This window comes from Nonomuraea maheshkhaliensis, from assembly GCF_039529435.1.
In the GTDB taxonomy this organism is placed as follows: domain Bacteria; phylum Actinomycetota; class Actinomycetes; order Streptosporangiales; family Streptosporangiaceae; genus Nonomuraea; species Nonomuraea maheshkhaliensis.
Window position 1 is genome coordinate 1 of sequence record NZ_BAAAMU010000015.1, and the last position, 16,041, is coordinate 16,041.

The following is a 16,041-nucleotide window of genomic DNA, read 5'->3' on the forward strand; positions in this document are numbered from 1 at the left end:
GGCGTGCCGCCCGGCGTGCCGCTGTCAGGGGCGGTGCTCCGCGCGGCCACCCGCACGGAGTCCGCACTCACCTCTGCGAGTCCCACCACTGGTCCAGCTTCGTGGCGACGTCGGCGGCCGAGGCGCCGGTGAACAGGGACTGGATCTGCTTGTTCAGCTCGTCGGCGTAGCCCTGGACGGGCTGCCGCTCGCCCTGCTTGACCAGGACCACCGGCGTCTCGTCGAGGACCTTCTGCACGCCGTCCCCGAGGCTGGAGACGTCGTAGGCGAACCCCTTGCGCAGGTTGCCGTCGGCGGCGAGCTGCACCTTGATCGCCTCCTCGTCGGTCACCAGCCACTCGACCAGGTCGACCGCCGCCTCACGGTGCTTGGACTGCGCGACCACCGTGTACGGCTGTGCCATGTTGCCGAACTGGCCGGGCGGGTACGCGCCGTCGGACGGCACGGGGAAGACGCCGATGCCGTCGCTCTTGCCCGCCTCGTCGGCCGCGGGCACGAAGTACGAGCCCATGACGTACATCGCCGAGTCGCCCTTGAGGAAGGCGGCCTGGCCGTCGGGGTACTGCAGCCCGAGCTGGCTCTTGTCGATGAACCCCTGGTCGAGCCAGGACCGGTAGAGCTCGTAGTAGCGCTTGTAGCCACTGGCCGCGAAGGTCGTCTCGCCCTTCTTGCGCTTGACCGTCCAGTCGGGGTCGGCGGTGAGCACGCCCGCGTCGGCCAGCATGCTGAACTGCGCCCCGGTCACCCACTGGCCGGCGGTCTGCAGCGGGACCAGCCCGGCCTTCTTGAGCTTGCCCATCGCCTCCTCGAACTGCGCGATGGTGCGGATCTTCGTGGCGTCGAGGCCCGCGTCGGCGAACGCCTTCTTGTTGTAGAAGACCAGCGACTGGATCTGCTCGCCGACGCCGACCACGTAGTGCTTGCCGCCGATCGCGTAGTCGTCGAACAGCGGCGTCCTCGCCGCCCACGGCTCGGCCGACAGGTCCACGAAGAGCTCGGCGGTCTCCGGGGTGGGCACCACGTGCTGCGCGATGTCGGGCGGGTCGCCGGCGGCGAGGTCCTGGCGCAGCTTGGCCTCGGCCTCGATGGTGCCGGTGAGCTCCAGGTTCACGGTCACGTCCGGGTGCTTGGCCTCGTAGCGGTCGAACAGCCCGTTCCAGAACTGCTCGGTCAGGTTGGGCGTGATGTTGACGATCATCCGCAGCGTGGTCTTGCCGCCCGTGCCGCCGTCACCGCCGCCGCTGTTTCCGCCGCACGCCGACGTCGCCGTTAACGCGAGGGCCGTCACCGCGGCCGCCAGCAGTCGCCTGTTCATGTTCCTTCTTCCATCATTAATCGTCTATCGATAGGGGATGTTATTTCGCCTGCCTCACTTGTTCAAGAGCCATTTCGTGCGGCCTCTCGTGTGGCGTCAGGCTTCTTCGGCGCGCAGAACGAGCTCGACGACCGGCAGGAGCACGTCCGGCCGGACCACCGGCAGGGTGAGGGTGAGCGTGCCCGGCTCCCGGCCAGGGGGAGCGAGGTTGTTGTGCTCGTGGTCGCCGCCGTCCAGCTCCCGCATGCGCACCTCGGAGCCGTCGTGCAGCAGTTGCGCGTACCGGACGCGGCCGGCCAGCCCCGGCAGGTGCACGTGCTTGAGCGGCCAGGCGAGCAGGTGCAGGTAGAGGCGGTCGCCGCGCTGGGTGTAGAGCGCGTTGGGCGGCGGCTCGTACGCGCTGGGCCCGGCGCCGTGCACGGCCCGCGCGTGCGGGGACGTCCACGCGCCGATCGCGCGCAGCGTCCCGGCGGCCCGGGGGTCCAGCTCGCCCCGCCCGGTGGGGCCGACGTTGAGCAGCAGGTTGCCGCCGCAGGCGACCGACTGCACGAGCATGCGTACCAGCAGGTCAGGGCTCTTGTAGTCGTGGTTGTCGCGGTCGTAGCCCCACGAGCCGTTCAGCGTGTGGCACGCCTCCCACATGACCTCGGCGCCGTCGCGGGTCAGCGGCGCGTCGGGCTGGTACTGCTCGGGCGTGACGTAGTCGCCCGGGATGCCGAGCCGGTCGTTGACCACGATCCCCGGGCGCAGCTCGCGCACCATCGCCATCAGCTCCGCCGAACCCCACTCCGCGGGCCCCTTCTCCGGATAGGTGAAGTCGAAGAAGAGCAGGTCGGGGTCGTAGCCGGTGAGCAGCTCCCGTACCTGTTCGTGCAGGTACGCCCGGTAACGCGCCATGTCGCGCCCGGCCGCCTCCTCGGGCGTGACGCTGTCGCGCAGCGGGTGGTGGCGGTCGATGGTGAAGTCGGGATGACGCCAGTCCAGCAGCGAGTAGTAGAGCCCCACCCGCAGCCCCTCCGCCCGCATCGCCGCGGCGAACTCGGCGACCAGGTCGCGGCCGACCGCCTGGACGGAGGTGTAGTCGGTGTGCGCCGAGCCGAACAGGCAGAAGCCGTCGTGGTGCTTGGCCGTCAGCACCGCGTACCGCATCCCGGCCTCGCGCGCCGCCCTGGCCAGGGAGGCCGCGTCGAACCGGTCGGGGTCGAATCGCTCCAGGTAGCGGTCGTAGTCGGCGTCCGGCATGGCCTCGCGGCTGCGCACCCATTCGTGCCGCGCGGCCAGGCTGTACAAGCCGAAGTGAACGAACAATCCGAAGCGCGCCGCCCGGAACCACTCTGCCGATCCGCCTGACATCGGCGTCTCCTCCCACGGTTGACAGCCCTCGCTGATCGGCAGTTACATCTACCATCGATAGGCGATAATTGTCGATGTTGGGGGAGCGCAGCGATGAACCCGTACGGGCACGGCGTTGAGCAGGAGACCTACGAGACGATGCTGGGGCCGGCGCAGTCCTCGCCCTTCGTCCGGCCGACCGCGCGAATGGTGGCGGCGCTCGACGGCGTGAGCGCCGCCACCGCCTGCGCCAAACTGCACCAGATGGGCATCACCCGCACCTTCATCGACGGGCCCGTGCCGCTGCACCGCGAGCCGGACGTCCGCGTCTCCGGAGGTGCGGTCACGCTGCAGTTCCTCCCGCAGCGTGAGGACGTCTTCTCCGGCGGCGAACAGGAGGACGCCGAGCGCAAGACCGCGCTGTGGGCGGTGCTGGAGACCATCAGGCCCGGTGACGTGCTCGTCGTGTCGGCCCAGGCCAGCCACTTCACCGGCTGCCTGGGCGACATGCTGGTCCGCTACTTCAAGCTGCGCGGAGGGGCGGGCATCGTGGTCGACGGGCGGGTGCGCGACGCCGCGCGCGTGCGCGCCCTCGGCGTGCCGATCTGGTGCACGGGGGTGACGCCGCACTACGCCTCGCAGACGGAGCTGTTCCCTTCGGCGTTCAACGTGCCGGTCGGCGTGGGCGGCGCGCTGGTGACGCCTGGCGACCTCATCGTGGCCGACGAGGACGGCGCGGTCGTGGTGCCGCAGCGCAGCGCCGTCACGCTGGCCGAGGACTCGCTGCTGCACCAGGACCGCGAGGAGTTCGCCCGGCGGCGGCTGGACGAGGGCGGCCGGCTGTCCGACTACTACCCGCTGACCGGGGCCGGGCTGGAGGAGTACCTGGCGTCCCGGGACGCCGGCTGACCGTCCCGGGCCCGCCCGGGCCCGCTCATAGCGGGCCCGGGCCCAGTCACGGCGGGCTTCAGTCACGCCTCCAGGAGCTCGGGCGGGACGAAGCCCTCCGCGGCGAGGCGGTGCCACAGCTCCGGCGGGATCTCGGTGCGCGCCGCCGCCGCGTTGGCGCGCACCTCCTCCGCCGACCGGCACCCCACCACCACCGACCCCACGGCCGGATGCAGGTACGGGAACCGCACCGCCGCCGCGGCGAGCGGCACCCCGAACTCCGCGCAGACCTCCCGGCACCGCCGCGCCCGCGCCAGCACCTCAGGGGGCGTCTCGCGGTAGTGGAACATCGCGCCGGGCCGCGGGTCGGCCAGCAGCCCGGTGTTGAACACCCCGCCCACCACCACCGTGGTCCCGGTCTTCGCGCACAGCGGCAGCAGGGTCGTCAGCGCGTCGTGGTCGAGCAGCGAGAACCGCCCGGCGATGAGGACCACGTCCGGCTCGAACTCGGCCACGTACGCCGCCAGCGGCTCGCAGTGGTTCATCCCGAACCCGATCGCCCCCGCCAGCCCCTCCTCGCGGATCCGGCGCGCGGCCGGGTAGCCGGTGCGCCGGATCTCCTCATGGAAGTCGTCCGGATCGTGCAGGAACAGCACGTCCACCGCCGGGCGGCGGAGCCGGAGCAGACTCGACTCCAGCGACTCGCGCAGGCCGCGCTCGCTCCAGTCGGTGACCACCCGCTCCCCGGGCCGCAGCAGCCACCCTGCCTTCGTCGAGACCACAACGCCGTCCAAGCCGCCGTTCGAGGCGCCGTTCGCGAGGGCGCGGCCGAGCCGGTCCTCGGCCACCCCGTGGCCGTAGCGCGGGGCGGTGTCGAAGTACGTCATGCGCTCGGCCACGGCGGCGGCCACCGTGGCGGCCGCGTCCCGCTCGCTCACCTGCGCGAAGAGGTTGCCGATGGGCGCGGTGCCGAGCCCCAGCCGGGGCAGCGCGACGCTCATCCGGCCACCTCCCACGGCGGCGTCGCGGCGACCGGCCGGGCGGCGTGCAACGTCATGGCCAGCGTCAGCCGTACCCGCGTCCTGGCCGGCAGCCGGACGCCGACATGCGGCCCCCCGACCGGCCGGACCGGCTCGTCGTCGGCGCCGGCCGTGTCGATGCGGTGCTCGGCGAACGCGCCGCCCTGCACCACCAGCGAGCACTCCGCGCCGCCCAGGTTGACCAGCTCGATCACCGTGCGCTCCGGGTCGATGGCCGACACCAGCGCCGCCACGTCCGGCGGCAGCCCGGGGCGTCGGCGCGCGGCGTCGAAGTAACGCACGTGCATCTGGGCCAGGCCGCCGTTGTAGAGCACCTGCGGCGAGCCGGTGGTGAGCTGCAGCAGCGCCTCCGTGACGACCGGGTTGCGGTCCTGCCAGTCGTGGATGCCGAACGCGTCGGGCCCGACAGCCGGGTCAACCGGGTCGTTCTCGATCGCGGCGACCCGCTCGGCGCAGGTGTCGGCGGCGCTGCGCAGCATCCGCTCGGGGTAGCCGGGGTTGCGGCCGGCGAGGTATTCGTACCAGGGCTCCTCGTGGCCCGACTCCTCCTTGGTGCGCTGGGTGTGCACGGCCGTCCAGTCCCAGCTCGACGCCTCCCGCAGCCGGTCGATCCGCTCGCCGTCGGCGGCGTCCCTGCTGAAGTGCCACAGCGCCACCGGGAGCTGGGTCGGGAACACGTTGTGGTCGAACCAGCCGGAGTCGTCGCGGCGCATCGGGGCGAGCAGCGTCGGCTCGTCCGCCAGCCCGCGCAGATGGGGCCGCCAGCGCTTGGTGATCGTGCTCACCTCGGCGGGCCGCCTGGGCGCCGCCTCGCGCAGCACCGCGTCCAGCGGGTTGCGGGCCAGCTCCAGGTAGGAGCGGTCGCCGGTCAGCAGCACCGCGTTGGCCGCGCCGACGATCGACGCCGTGCCGACCGGCGGCAGGCCGTGCGGCCAGGACCAGCCGTAGTGGCCGCCGTACCAGCGGCCGTCCAGGTGCTCGCCGACGACACCGTGCAGGCCGGCGTTGTCGGGGACGACCTCGCGGCCGTCCAGCCGCTCCCGCCAGGCGTCCACGTACGCGCGCACCCAGTCGGCGTGGCGCGGCTCGCCGCCGAGGAGGTAGGCGTTGGCGACGAGGCTGGTCGCGGCCAGGTTGACGATCGTGTCGCCGCGTCCCATGCGTTCCCACATGACCTTGCCGTACGCGCGGGCCCGCGCCGGGTCGGCGGCCAGGTCGTCGAAGGGGGCGGCCTCGTCGATCCAGTCGAGCGGCAGCCCGTACGGGCGCAGCGCCAGGCTCCACGGGAAGTAGACGTCGTCGTCCACGAAGCCCCAGCGCGGCCCGCCTGCTCCGTTGTGCGGCGCGCGGATCACCCGGTGCTCGGGGTCGTAGTTGGGGCCGCCGGGCAGGTAGAGGCCGGCGAAGCGGGCCGCCAGCTCTCTCAGCTCGCCGTCCTCGGGATCGGCCAGGCAGAGACCGTAGAACAGCAGCAGGCCCTCGCCCTGGTGGAACCAGTCGTAGCCGCGCTCGAAGCCGTCCACCAGCATGCCCATCTCGGCGAGCTGGGCGGTGACGCCCCGCCAGTGCCGGCGCGCCGCCGCCAGCACGTCGTCGCTGCCGCCGAGCAGGTAGAGGGTCGGCCAGTTGAAGAACGCCTCGTAGAAGTCGTCCACGCCGTCGCGGCCGTCGAGCCCCTGGCCGACCCGGTCGCGGAAGACGAGCCGGCCGTCGCCCTCGGTGTAGCGGCCGGCGAAGATCCGCCACGCCTCCTCCTGCGCGGCGAACAACTCGCGCTGCAGCCTGGCCCACGCGGGCGGATCGGTCACGGTACGGCTCGCCCGCAGCGCCGGCGGGTGTGAGATGCGCATGAGAACACCAATCGTTCATCGATAGCCGATGACAGGAATCATCTTTGAGCCCGAAACCGCCTGTCAACACGGGGAGCCGGCGTGATCGACTTCCGCTGAGCGGCGCGTGCGGCCTGACGCGTCAGTTGACAACGGTCGGGGGCCCTGCTTCTATGCACCGGTTGACGATCGATAAGCGATGATTGGTGGGCGATGGCGCAGTTCGATCTGCCCCTGGACCAGCTTGAGCAGTACCGTCCGGCCCTGCCGGAGCCGCCCGACCTCGACGCGTTCTGGGCGAAGACCCTGGCCGAGAGCGACGCCTTCGACCTGGCGATGACCGCCGAGCCGGTGGCGAACGGCCTGGCGACGATCGACACCTTCGACGTCACCTTCGCCGGTTACGGCGGCCATCCCGTCCGGGGCTGGCTGCACCTGCCCGTCACCAGGACCGGGCCGCTGCCCGCCGTGGTCGAGTACCTGGGCTACGGCAGCGGGCGCGGCGTACCGCACGAGAAACGGCTCTGGGCCTGCGCCGGCTACGCGCACCTCGTCATGGACAGCCGCGGCCAGGGGGCCGACACCCCCGATCCCGACGTCGCGACCGGCGACGTCGCCGCGCCCGGGTTCCTCACCCGCGGCGTGCTCGATCCCGAGCGCTACTACTACCGGCGCCTCTACACCGACGCGGTGCGCGCCGTGGCGGCCGTACGCGCCCACCCGGCGGTGGACCCGGCCAGGGTCGCGGTGACCGGCACCAGCCAGGGCGGCGGCATCGCCCTCGCCGTGGCCGGCCTCGCGCCCGGCCTGCGGGCGGTCCTGCCCGACGTGCCGTTCCTGTGCTGCTTCCCGCGCGCCGCCACCTTCACCGACCAGCCCCCGTACGTGGAGATCACCCGGTACGTGAAGCTCCACCGCGCGCACGCCGAGACCGTGATGCGCACGTTGTCCTACTTCGACGCCGCCGTGCTCGCCCGGCGGGCCACGGCCCCCGCGCTGTTCTCCGTCGGCCTCATGGACCGCATCTGCCCGCCGTCCACCGTGTACGCGGCCTTCAACCACTACGGGACGCGCGCCGAGCAGCCGGTCGGCGACAAGCGGATCAGCGTCTACCCGTTCAACGACCACGAGGGCGGCGGCCCCGACCACGAGGTGGTCAAACTGGCCTGGCTGGCCGGCCGCTGGTCACCATCGATACCTGCTAAGCGATGATCATTTATCATGAATAGGGGGACGCGACAGCGATGATGGGGAACACATGGCATCGACACCGCAAGTGAGCGGCTTCGCCTCGCGGCTGGCCACGAGCAAGGACTCCGTTCGCCCCATTCTGATCTCCGATCGGGTGTACGAACTCCTCCGCCAGGCCATCGTCGAAGGCGACCTCGCGCCCAACGACCGCGTGGTCGAGTCGGAGATCGCCCGCCGTCTCGGAGTGAGTCAAGCGCCGGTTCGCGAGGCCGTCAAGCAGCTCGCCCGCGAGGGCCTGCTCATGCACGTGCCGCGTCGCGGCCACTTCGTCGTCGAGATCTCCACCCGCGACGCCGACTACGCCCGCCAGGTCCGCGAGCCGCTCGAACGGCTGGGCGCCACCCTGGCCGCCGCGTGCGTCACCGCCGAGCAGCTCGATGAGCTGGACGCGCTGGTCGCCGAGCTGCACGAGGCCGGGCGGGCCAACGACGTCGGCCGGTTCCGCGACGTCGACATCGCCTTCCACACCCGGGTCGTGCAGATCGCCGGCAACCCGTTCCTGACCCGCATGTGGGAGGTGCTGGAGCCCAACCTGCGCGCGCTGCGCGCCATCGCCGACCCGCTGTTCGAGGGCGACTGGCGGGCGATGGCCGACGAGCACGGCCGCCTGGTCGCGCTGCTGCGCGCCGGCGACCCCGCCACGGCCGCCGACGCCTTCGCCGACCACGCCGCCGGCCGCTCCCCGGTCCCCGACCGACGCGTCCAGCGGAAACCCGCGAGCAGCGTCACCTGACCGCCTCCTCCCTCGTGAGGGTGTGACGGAGCAGGGTGCGGGCGGTGTCCTGGTCCGGGAGTCCTGACGTGTCGCCGGGGGTCTCGACGACGCGGCCGGCCAGCTTGGCGCCGAGGCGGGTGGCCGCGCCCGGCCCGGCGCCCGACAGCCTGGCCGCCAGGTAGCCGCCGAGGAACGCGTCGCCCGCGCCGACGGGGTCGCGCACCTCGCGTGCGGTGCTCGGCACGTGCACGGGCCCCGTTTCCCCCGCGTCCCCCGCGTACCAGGCGCCTTCGGCTCCGCCCTTGAGCACCACCTCGCCCACCCCCGCGGCCCTGGCCGCGGCGAACACCCGCGCCGGGTCGCTCTCGCCGAACAGCACCCGCGATTCGTCCTGCCCGAGCACCAGCAGCCCGACCCTGGGCAGGAGCGGCGCGAGCGCGGGCACCGGAAGGGCGGGTCGCAGGTTCGGGTCGAGGACGATCAAGGCGTCCCCCGCCCGCTCGCACAGGGCGGTGACCAGCCGGGCCGGACACGACGACGGCGCGGGGTCGCCGGGCCAGGATCTCGTCCGCGTCGGCGACGTCCATGGCGGAGGCGGCCGAGCCGGCCCGGTAGTAGTGGACGCGCCGCCCGCCGTCCGGCCTGATCTCCTTGAAGAACACGCCGGTGGGACGGCCGGGGTCGGTGCTCACCAGCCCGGTGTCCACGCCCCGCTCCGCCGCGTCACGCAGCACCCGCGTCCCGAACGGGTCCGCCCCGACCCGCGAGGCGAACGCCGCCCGCAGGCCGAGCCGGGCGACCACCGTGCACACGTTCAGCTCGGCGCCCGCGACGGAGGCGTCGAAGCGCTCCGCACCCGCGAGATCGTCCGCCTCCAGCAGCACCATGGCCTCACCGAAGCCCACCACGTCGACCCGCCCGCTCACGAAACACTCCGCACTTGACGGATTTGCACCATGTGCGTGACCATCCCACATAGTGCAAGCCGATCGCAATAGGAGCAGGATGGGTTCCGGTTCGAGCAACGACCCAAGCGCAGAGTGGGCCTCCGTCCTGTACCCCGTCCCTGACTCAGAGCCTGTGGACGCAGAAGTAGCGCCCCTCCCCATGACGCGAAGACCACGTTCCACCCCCCTCCCATGAAACGAGGAACGGTGCTCCGTCCAGTCATCCTCACCGCCGCCGCGCTGCTCGCGGCCACCCTCGTCCCCCTGCCCGCCACCGCCTCGGCCGTCGTGGCCCCCACCACGATCGCCGCGCCCTCCATCGAGCAGGCGCCCGTCACCGTGGACTCCTCCAACCAGTCCGGCTGGTGGCGCCCGCTCGACTCGTTCGGCGGCACCGACTACTTCGCCTACAACGCCCCCGCCGCCACCGCGGGCAGCCACGAGGTGCACATCGCCGCCCGCGCCGCGAACGGCACCTGGCGCGACGGCTGCCTGCCCGCCGCCTCCGGCGCCTGCGTCACGTACGCGGACGACGTCGGCCACAACCAGCCGTCGATCGTCCTCGACGGCGAGGGCGTCATCCACGCCTTCGTCTCCATGCACGGGGACGGCTGGCGCTACTACCGCGGCACCAGGCCCGGCGACGTCACCTCCCTGAGCGAGGCGTCCGCCACCCTGCCCGACGCCGGGCTCGGCTTCACGTACCCGGTCACCGCGCGCGGCAAGGACGGCGACGCGTACGTGATGGTCCGGGCGCACCGGGACGCGGCGGCCGTGCGCGACGGACGTCTGTACCGCTTCGACACCGCCACGCACGCCTGGAGCCGCGTCGCCGTCATCGCCTCCGGCACCAACCACTCCTTCTACCCCGACGATCTGCAGGTGGACGCCGCCGGGCGGGTGCACGTGCTCTGGGAGTGGGGCCCGTGGCCCTCGACGACGCACCGGCACCTCGGCTCGTACGCCGTGTTCGACCCCGCCGACGGCTCCTGGCGCGACGTCACCGGGGCCGCCCTGACCGTGCCGCTCGCGCCGGGGGCCGGGAACAGCGTCGTCTACCAGCCGTACGAGGGTGACGAGACGATCACCTCGACCAGCAGGGCCGTCCAGACCGCCAAGCTCGCCGTGTCGGGCGACCGGCTCGCCGGCATCGCCTACCGGTACCTGACGGCGGGCTCGGGCAGCACGTTCACCGGCTTCGACGTGCGCTACGCGAGCTGGGACGGCGCCGCGTGGCGGCGCGAGACCGTACTCGCGCGGGCCGAGCACGCCGTGGACAACTCGGCCACGATCGGTGTCACCCGTGCCGGCGTCGTCACCCGGATCTACTTCGTCGCCGAGGCGGGCGGCTGCGGCGGCGTCCGCAGCCAGGTCGTGCGCGCCGAGCGGTCCGGCACCGGACCGTGGGCGTTCAGCCCGCTCGGCGACGTCCGCCAGGGGCTCCAGCGGCTGCGCGCCCAGAGCTCCGCCAACGGCACCGACCTCCTCTACGTCACCGCCCCCGTCATCGGCGCCCTGTGGCGGGCCACCGTGCCGCGCGACGGCGCGCCGGGCGCGGGCGGGCCGTTCTCGGAGATCGCCGACCGGCTGCAGGCCAACGGAGTGAACGTCGCGCTGAACGCCTCCGTGACCGTGTCGTCGGTGCTGCGCGCGGGGACCGAGGGCGGCAAGGCCGTGGACGGCCTGTGCTCGGACGACAGCCGGTGGATCTCCGCCGAGGGCGACACCGCGCCCACGATCACCGTGAGCCTCACCCGCGCGTACCCGATCAGCGAGATCCGGGTCCGCTCCGGCTACAGCAAGGCGCCCGTCCCCGCTACGGACGTGCTGCGCGACTTCGCCGTCGAGGCCCACACGGCGTCCGGGTGGCAGCGGGTCGCCACGATCACCGGGAACACGGCGGGCACCGTCCGCGTCCCGGCCTCGGTGACGGCCGGCCAGGTGCGCCTGGCGATCTCCGATCCCTCGGGCAACGCGCTCGACGTGGCCCGCGTGTACGAGATCGAGGTCCTGTCCCGTGGCTGAGCACCGCTGGGCGCTGACCGCCCGCCTCGTGGAACGGCGGGTGATCGGCATCGTCCGCGCGCCGTCGCCGGCCGCCGCCGTCGAGGCGGGCACCCGTCTCACGGCGGCGGGCGTGACGGCCGTCGAGATCTCGCTGACCACCCCGGACGCACTGCCCGCCGTCACCGCCCTGCGCGCCTCTGTCCCGTCAGACGTGCTCGTGGGGGCGGGGACGGTCCTCGACGCCTCCCAGGCGCTGTCCGCGATCCAGGCCGGGGCCCGCTTCCTGGTGTGCCCCTCGCTGAGCCGCGAGGTGATCAGGACCGCGCACCGCCACGGCGTGCCCGTCGTGGCGGGCGCGTCCACCCCCACGGAGATCGTGGCAGCCCTGGAAGAGGGCGCCGACCTGGTCAAACTCTTCCCCGCTTCGCAGAGCTCGCCCGGGGCGCTGCGGGACGTCCTCCAGGCGCTGCCCCACGCGCCCCTCGTCCCGACGGGCGGGGTCACCATGCGTACGGCGCCCGGCTGGATCGCGGCGGGGGCGGTCGCGGTCGGCATGGGCGGCGAACTCACCCGCGCCACCCCCGCCGACGCCCGCACCTTCCTGTCCGCCCTGACCTCCTGATCCAGGCGGCGGCGCTATAGTTCCGTTATTCCGGAAATACGGAATATTCGGAACGAGGGATGCCCATGGGACCGATCGAAGACCGGGTCGCGGAGCTCGAACGCCGGGTCGCCCGCCTGGAAGAGCCGCCCGCGGACGCGCCACCACGCCCCGCCGCCACCCAAGCACCGCCGCTCGACCTCGTCGATCTGATCAGGTCCAGGGCCGAAGGGGAGACCCGCCCGGACACGGTCATGTACGGCGGTGCGGTGACCTTCGAGGACCGCCACTACATGTGGGCGATGGAGCACGCGGCCGGCGAGGTGGCCGGCGCGAACTGGGCCCGGGCCGCGACCCTGTTCGAACGCCTCGCCAGCGGGCCGCGCCTGGCCCTGCTCGCCGCCCTCCTCAAGGAACCGCGGACCCGCGGGGAGCTTCAGGAGACGCTCGGCGAGACGTCCACCGGCCACCTGTACCACCACCTCAAGGACCTGCAGAGCGCGGGCCTGCTCATCCAGCCCCGGCGCGGCGAGTACGCGATCGCGCCCCACGCCGTGGTGCCGCTGTTGACGATCGTCGCCGTCGCCATGGATCTCGGCGCCACCGAGTCACCCCAGGAGTCAGCCGAATGAGAAGCGCGCTGGGCGGCTTGCTCGACGCCCGTTCACGGCCGGCCTGGCGAGCCTGGTCGAGGGGCGACGTGGCGGGCTGCGCACGTCACGCCGAGACCCTTTCCGGTCCTTCCCGGGACCACCTGCTCTTCCTCTGCCACTCCGTGCGGCAGTCGTACGAGAAGGCGTTGTCCTGCTACGACGCCCTCGCCGCGGCCGGTCGCGCGCCGAGAGCGCTGGACGAGCCGGTCGTCGCGGCCTGGTTGCACCTGGGCCGCCCCGACCGGGCGGTCGAGCACGTACGCCGGCGCCATGACACCCGGCCACGGGCCGTCGAGCAGACACTGCGCCTGCTCGATTCGAGACTGCGACGCCCGCTGGGGGTACGACTCGACGGCGCCACCACGCTTCCGTTCGCCGACCACGAGCTCGCGCCCTACCTCCCGGCCGTGGCGGCGACCGTCGACGGCGTGGACGTACGGGCGCATCTCGACACCGGCGCCCCCTTCGTCGTCATGGGACCACGCCGCGCCGCGGAGACAGGCGTGGTGACCACCATGAGCGGCACCGACTCCCACGGAGCACATCGCACCGAGCTCCGTCACGGCACCATCGCCGAGCTGCGCCTGGGCTCCGCGTCGCTGACGAATGTGCCGGTCCAGGTGCTCTCCACCCTCGTCGGCCCCCAGGATCTGGTGATCATCGGCACCAACGTGCTGGAACAGTTCCTGTCCACCTTCGACCAACCCCGCCACCGCCTCATCCTCTCCCCGAGACGCCACCCCGACGCCGCCGCCGAACACTCCCGCCTCCTCGCGGACAGCCCCGTGGCGGCGGAGCTCGCCTTCCACCTCTGGGCGGATCACTACATGTTCGCGCGCGGCGGCTTCGGCCCGCGCGACGACCTCACCTTCTTCATCGACTCGGGCCTGGTCCACGTGGACGACGCCGTGGATCCCCCACGTCAGGCCGGCCTGCTGGCCACGTCCCGCCGCTACCGCGCCTGGGGCGTCCCGCGCCTCCTGACCACCCGCCCGCACTTCGACAGCCCCGAGCCGGTGTCACTCGGCCCGCTCACCCACCAGGCCCCGCTCGTGGCCGTCGCGAGCTCCCGGGCGACGCCGTGGCGCTCCTTCGGCGGCGTGCGCGTCGACGGCGTGCTGACACACGCCTTCCTCAAGGCGTACGCGTGGACGCTGGACTTCGACGAAGGACGGTACGTGTTTCGCACGGCGGCGTCTCATGACTGACATCCCCCTGACCTTCAAGAGAACGCGATCCGCTGGAACTGCTCCTGTGCCGGCTCGATGTCCGCCGCCGCCATGTTCTCCTCCAAGTGAATGGAGGAACTCTGCGCCGGCTCGGTTGATCGGCACGTGAACGCGGCAGCAAGGGCGACCGTCCGCGCGGTCTGATCAGAAAGGTGGAGAATCTCCTGATCGGCGGACGAAGGGAGAAATGGTGGATCTGCCTGGGTGGCTGGCGGAGATTCCGGCCGAGCAGCCGTACCCCGTGATGTTCGCGACGGTGAGTGGCGCGCACCTGTACGGGTTCCCCTCGGTGGACTCGGACGTGGACCTGCGCGGGGTGCACGTGCTGCCGGTCGAGGAGGTCGCGGGGCTGCGCCACGGGCCCGAGACGCTGTCGCGGATGTGGACGCGCGACGGCACGGAAGTGGACCTGGTCACGCACGACGTCGCCAAGTTCTGCCGGCTGCTGCTCGGCCGCAACGGCTACGTACTGGAGCAACTGCTGTCGCCGCTGGTGGTGACGTCCGCACCGACGCACGAGGAGTTGGCCGCGCTGGCGCCCGGCTGCCTGACGCGGCACCACGCCCACCATTACCTGGGGTTCTCCCGTACGCAGTGGCGGTTGTTCGAGAAGACGGGGGAGCTGAAGCCGCTGCTCTACACCTTCCGGGTGCTGGCCACGGGCACGCACCTCATGCGCACGGGAGAACTCCAGGCCGATCTGACGCGGTTGTACCCGTACGGCCCCGCGTACCTGCCCGAACTCGTCGCCGCCAAGCAGGCCGCCGAGCACGGCGCCCTGCCAGGCGACCTCGCCTCGAAGGGGGACATCGAGGCGGGCGTGAAACGCATGACCGAGACCCTGGAGGAGGCCCGGGAGGCTTCGGCCCTGCCCGAGCGAGCCACCACCGAGGCGGCGCTGCACGACCTGGTGCTGCGCGCCCGGATCGGGTAACCGAGCGCTTTGGTCAGGGCGGGAGCGTGACGGTGAGGGAGAAGGGCACGGACCTGACGGTCGAGCCCACCGCCCCGCTGATCGCGAAGGCGTGGACGCCCGGCGGCAGAGTGGACGCGGCGCGCACGGTGACGGTGACGGCCTTGTCCGCGCGCACTTGTGTGGCGGAGGGCTTGATGGTGATCCGTGCGGGCGGCAGGCCGGTGACGCTCAGGGCGGCGGTGGCGCTGAAGCCGTTCAACGGGGTGAGGGAGAGCACGGCCTCAACGATCCGCCCGAAGCGACCGATCCGGCACCAGGATCCAGCGTCAGAGAGAAGTCGGTGAGCACCGGCTGCACCACCACCGCGTGATCAGCAGTCGGCCCCGAACCGACGTAGGAGGCGTTGACCACTCCGATGACCGGCGCAGGATCGGGGTTGGCTTGGGCGAGCGATCCGGTGCCCACGCTTCCCGACGAGTTGCCACCCCACGCCCGCACCCGCCCGTTGTCCTGCAGCCCCGCGCCGTTGTCCAGCCCGGCGCCGATCTCCCGCAGCCCGGGAATCCTGAACAACTCCAGCGACGTGGCACTGATCGGGCCCTCGCCGGACAACTGGTTGAAGTCGTGCCCCCAGACCACCACCCAGCCCTCGCCGCGCAACGCCATCCCGGCGTGCCTGGAGGCGGCGACATCGACGACACCCGACAGCCCCGGCACCTGGGCCGGTACGAGGCTCGGGGCGGTGGTGCCGTTGCCCAAAAGCGCCGTAGTAGCTGGCACCCCAGGCCCAGACGGTGCCGTCCTTGGCAAGAGCGATGGTGTGGGAGCCCCCGGCCGAAACCTGGCTGAACACGGTGGTCGCGGGCATGCGAGCCGCGGTGTGCGCCGTCTGGGTGCCGCCGGGGCCGAACTGCCCCTGCGCGTTGTCACCCCAGGCCGCCGGCCCCATGCGGCAGATGGAGTTGGGCGCGGTATGCGAGGCCGGCCCGGCCGCCGCGTACGGGACGACCAGTGCCACGACCACCACGACCCGTGCCACCGACCGCCGCAGCAACCGGGCACGGTCGCGAGACGGCGTCCCATCGGAGGCTCGCGACCTGAACATGGACTCCCCTTGAGAATCGGGGCGCCTCGATCACGGAGACTCCCGTATCCGCCACCGAACCGCACCTTGTCGAGCGCGAGAGCCGCTCTGGTTCCACGAACTGATTTCTTCCTCCGAGGCTGAACTCACTGGTCAGAGCGTGGGTGTGGCGTGAGAGGGCAGCACCCTTTCGAGGTCCCCGGGAACGAGAATCGCCTTTCCCGGTGCCCACGC

Annotated in this window: 15 protein-coding genes and 1 pseudogene; 9 read left to right on the plus strand and 7 right to left on the minus strand. The window is 72.3% G+C overall.

The genetic code is table 11. The features are described from left to right. Positions 1 to 67: 67 nt before the first annotated feature. Both ABFX54_RS12625 and ABFX54_RS12630 read right to left on the minus strand, forming a co-directional pair. Positions 68 to 1,315: an ABC transporter substrate-binding protein gene (locus ABFX54_RS12625; RefSeq protein ID WP_346104375.1), complete on the minus strand. Its 1,248-nt coding sequence runs from the start codon at positions 1,313 to 1,315 to the stop codon at positions 68 to 70. 96 nt (positions 1,316 to 1,411) lie between these two features. Then, positions 1,412 to 2,668 carry an alpha-L-fucosidase gene (locus tag ABFX54_RS12630; protein ID WP_346104377.1) on the minus strand — a complete coding sequence of 419 codons (1,257 nt, stop codon included), beginning with the start codon at positions 2,666 to 2,668 and terminating at the stop codon, positions 1,412 to 1,414. A gap of 93 nt (positions 2,669 to 2,761) precedes the next feature. Here ABFX54_RS12630 and ABFX54_RS12635 point away from each other — a divergent pair, with 93 nt between their 5' ends. Beyond that, a complete protein-coding gene (locus ABFX54_RS12635) occupies positions 2,762 to 3,556 on the plus strand; it encodes an RraA family protein (RefSeq protein WP_346104379.1) in 795 nt (264 codons plus the stop codon). A gap of 62 nt (positions 3,557 to 3,618) precedes the next feature. Here ABFX54_RS12635 and ABFX54_RS12640 read toward each other — a convergent pair whose 3' ends face one another. Then, positions 3,619 to 4,536: an aldo/keto reductase gene (locus ABFX54_RS12640; protein WP_346104381.1), complete on the minus strand. Its 918-nt coding sequence runs from the start codon at positions 4,534 to 4,536 to the stop codon at positions 3,619 to 3,621. Beyond that, the gene (locus tag ABFX54_RS12645; RefSeq protein WP_346104383.1) at positions 4,533 to 6,425 is read right to left on the minus strand and encodes a DUF8034 domain-containing protein; all 1,893 of its coding nucleotides are present in this window, start codon (positions 6,423 to 6,425) and stop codon (positions 4,533 to 4,535) included. The genes ABFX54_RS12640 and ABFX54_RS12645 overlap by 4 nt, the downstream gene beginning before the upstream one ends. A 192-nt stretch (positions 6,426 to 6,617) precedes the next feature. On the opposite strand from ABFX54_RS12645, the gene ABFX54_RS12650 reads away from it, so the two are divergent. Both ABFX54_RS12650 and ABFX54_RS12655 read left to right on the plus strand, forming a co-directional pair. Further along, positions 6,618 to 7,616 (plus strand): acetylxylan esterase, encoded by a 999-nt coding sequence (locus tag ABFX54_RS12650; RefSeq protein ID WP_346104385.1) that lies wholly within the window; start codon positions 6,618 to 6,620, stop codon positions 7,614 to 7,616. A 46-nt stretch (positions 7,617 to 7,662) separates the two neighbouring features. Further along, a complete protein-coding gene (locus ABFX54_RS12655; protein WP_346104387.1) occupies positions 7,663 to 8,388 on the plus strand; it encodes a GntR family transcriptional regulator in 726 nt (241 codons plus the stop codon). On the opposite strand, the pseudogene ABFX54_RS12660 reads toward ABFX54_RS12655, so the two are convergent. Continuing rightward, positions 8,381 to 9,479 (minus strand): annotated as a pseudogene (locus ABFX54_RS12660) (sugar kinase). The gene ABFX54_RS12655 and the pseudogene ABFX54_RS12660 sit on opposite strands and share 8 nt — an antisense overlap. Before the next feature lie 45 nt (positions 9,480 to 9,524). On the opposite strand from ABFX54_RS12660, the gene ABFX54_RS12665 reads away from it, so the two are divergent. The 5 genes from ABFX54_RS12665 (at position 9,525) to ABFX54_RS12685 (ending at position 14,741) form a co-directional block, all read left to right on the plus strand. Further along, positions 9,525 to 11,342, plus strand: a complete 1,818-nt coding sequence (locus ABFX54_RS12665; protein ID WP_346104389.1) for a BNR-4 repeat-containing protein — start codon at positions 9,525 to 9,527, stop codon at positions 11,340 to 11,342. Further along, positions 11,335 to 11,946 carry a bifunctional 4-hydroxy-2-oxoglutarate aldolase/2-dehydro-3-deoxy-phosphogluconate aldolase gene (locus ABFX54_RS12670; RefSeq protein ID WP_346104391.1) on the plus strand — a complete coding sequence of 204 codons (612 nt, stop codon included), beginning with the start codon at positions 11,335 to 11,337 and terminating at the stop codon, positions 11,944 to 11,946. The genes ABFX54_RS12665 and ABFX54_RS12670 overlap by 8 nt, the downstream gene beginning before the upstream one ends. 65 nt (positions 11,947 to 12,011) lie before the next feature. Further along, positions 12,012 to 12,557 carry a helix-turn-helix domain-containing protein gene (locus tag ABFX54_RS12675; RefSeq protein ID WP_346104393.1) on the plus strand — a complete coding sequence of 182 codons (546 nt, stop codon included), beginning with the start codon at positions 12,012 to 12,014 and terminating at the stop codon, positions 12,555 to 12,557. Continuing rightward, positions 12,554 to 13,786: a retropepsin-like aspartic protease gene (locus ABFX54_RS12680; RefSeq protein WP_346104395.1), complete on the plus strand. Its 1,233-nt coding sequence runs from the start codon at positions 12,554 to 12,556 to the stop codon at positions 13,784 to 13,786. Before ABFX54_RS12675 ends, ABFX54_RS12680 begins: the two co-directional genes overlap by 4 nt. Before the next feature lie 208 nt (positions 13,787 to 13,994). Continuing rightward, entirely contained in the window at positions 13,995 to 14,741 is a 747-nt protein-coding gene (locus ABFX54_RS12685; protein ID WP_346104397.1) for a nucleotidyltransferase domain-containing protein, read from the plus strand. Positions 14,742 to 14,754: 13 nt separating this feature from the next. On the opposite strand, the gene ABFX54_RS12690 is transcribed toward ABFX54_RS12685, so the two are convergent. After that, positions 14,755 to 15,000 (minus strand): hypothetical protein, encoded by a 246-nt coding sequence (locus ABFX54_RS12690; RefSeq protein WP_346104399.1) that lies wholly within the window; start codon positions 14,998 to 15,000, stop codon positions 14,755 to 14,757. 93 nt (positions 15,001 to 15,093) lie between these two features. Then, positions 15,094 to 15,591 carry a hypothetical protein gene (locus tag ABFX54_RS12695; RefSeq protein ID WP_428834525.1) on the minus strand — a complete coding sequence of 166 codons (498 nt, stop codon included), beginning with the start codon at positions 15,589 to 15,591 and terminating at the stop codon, positions 15,094 to 15,096. On the opposite strand from ABFX54_RS12695, the gene ABFX54_RS12700 reads away from it, so the two are divergent. Further along, positions 15,527 to 15,841, plus strand: coding sequence for a hypothetical protein (locus ABFX54_RS12700; RefSeq protein ID WP_346104403.1), 315 nt, complete (start codon positions 15,527 to 15,529; stop codon positions 15,839 to 15,841). The two genes, ABFX54_RS12695 and ABFX54_RS12700, sit on opposite strands and share 65 nt — an antisense overlap. Positions 15,842 to 16,041 lie beyond the last annotated feature (200 nt).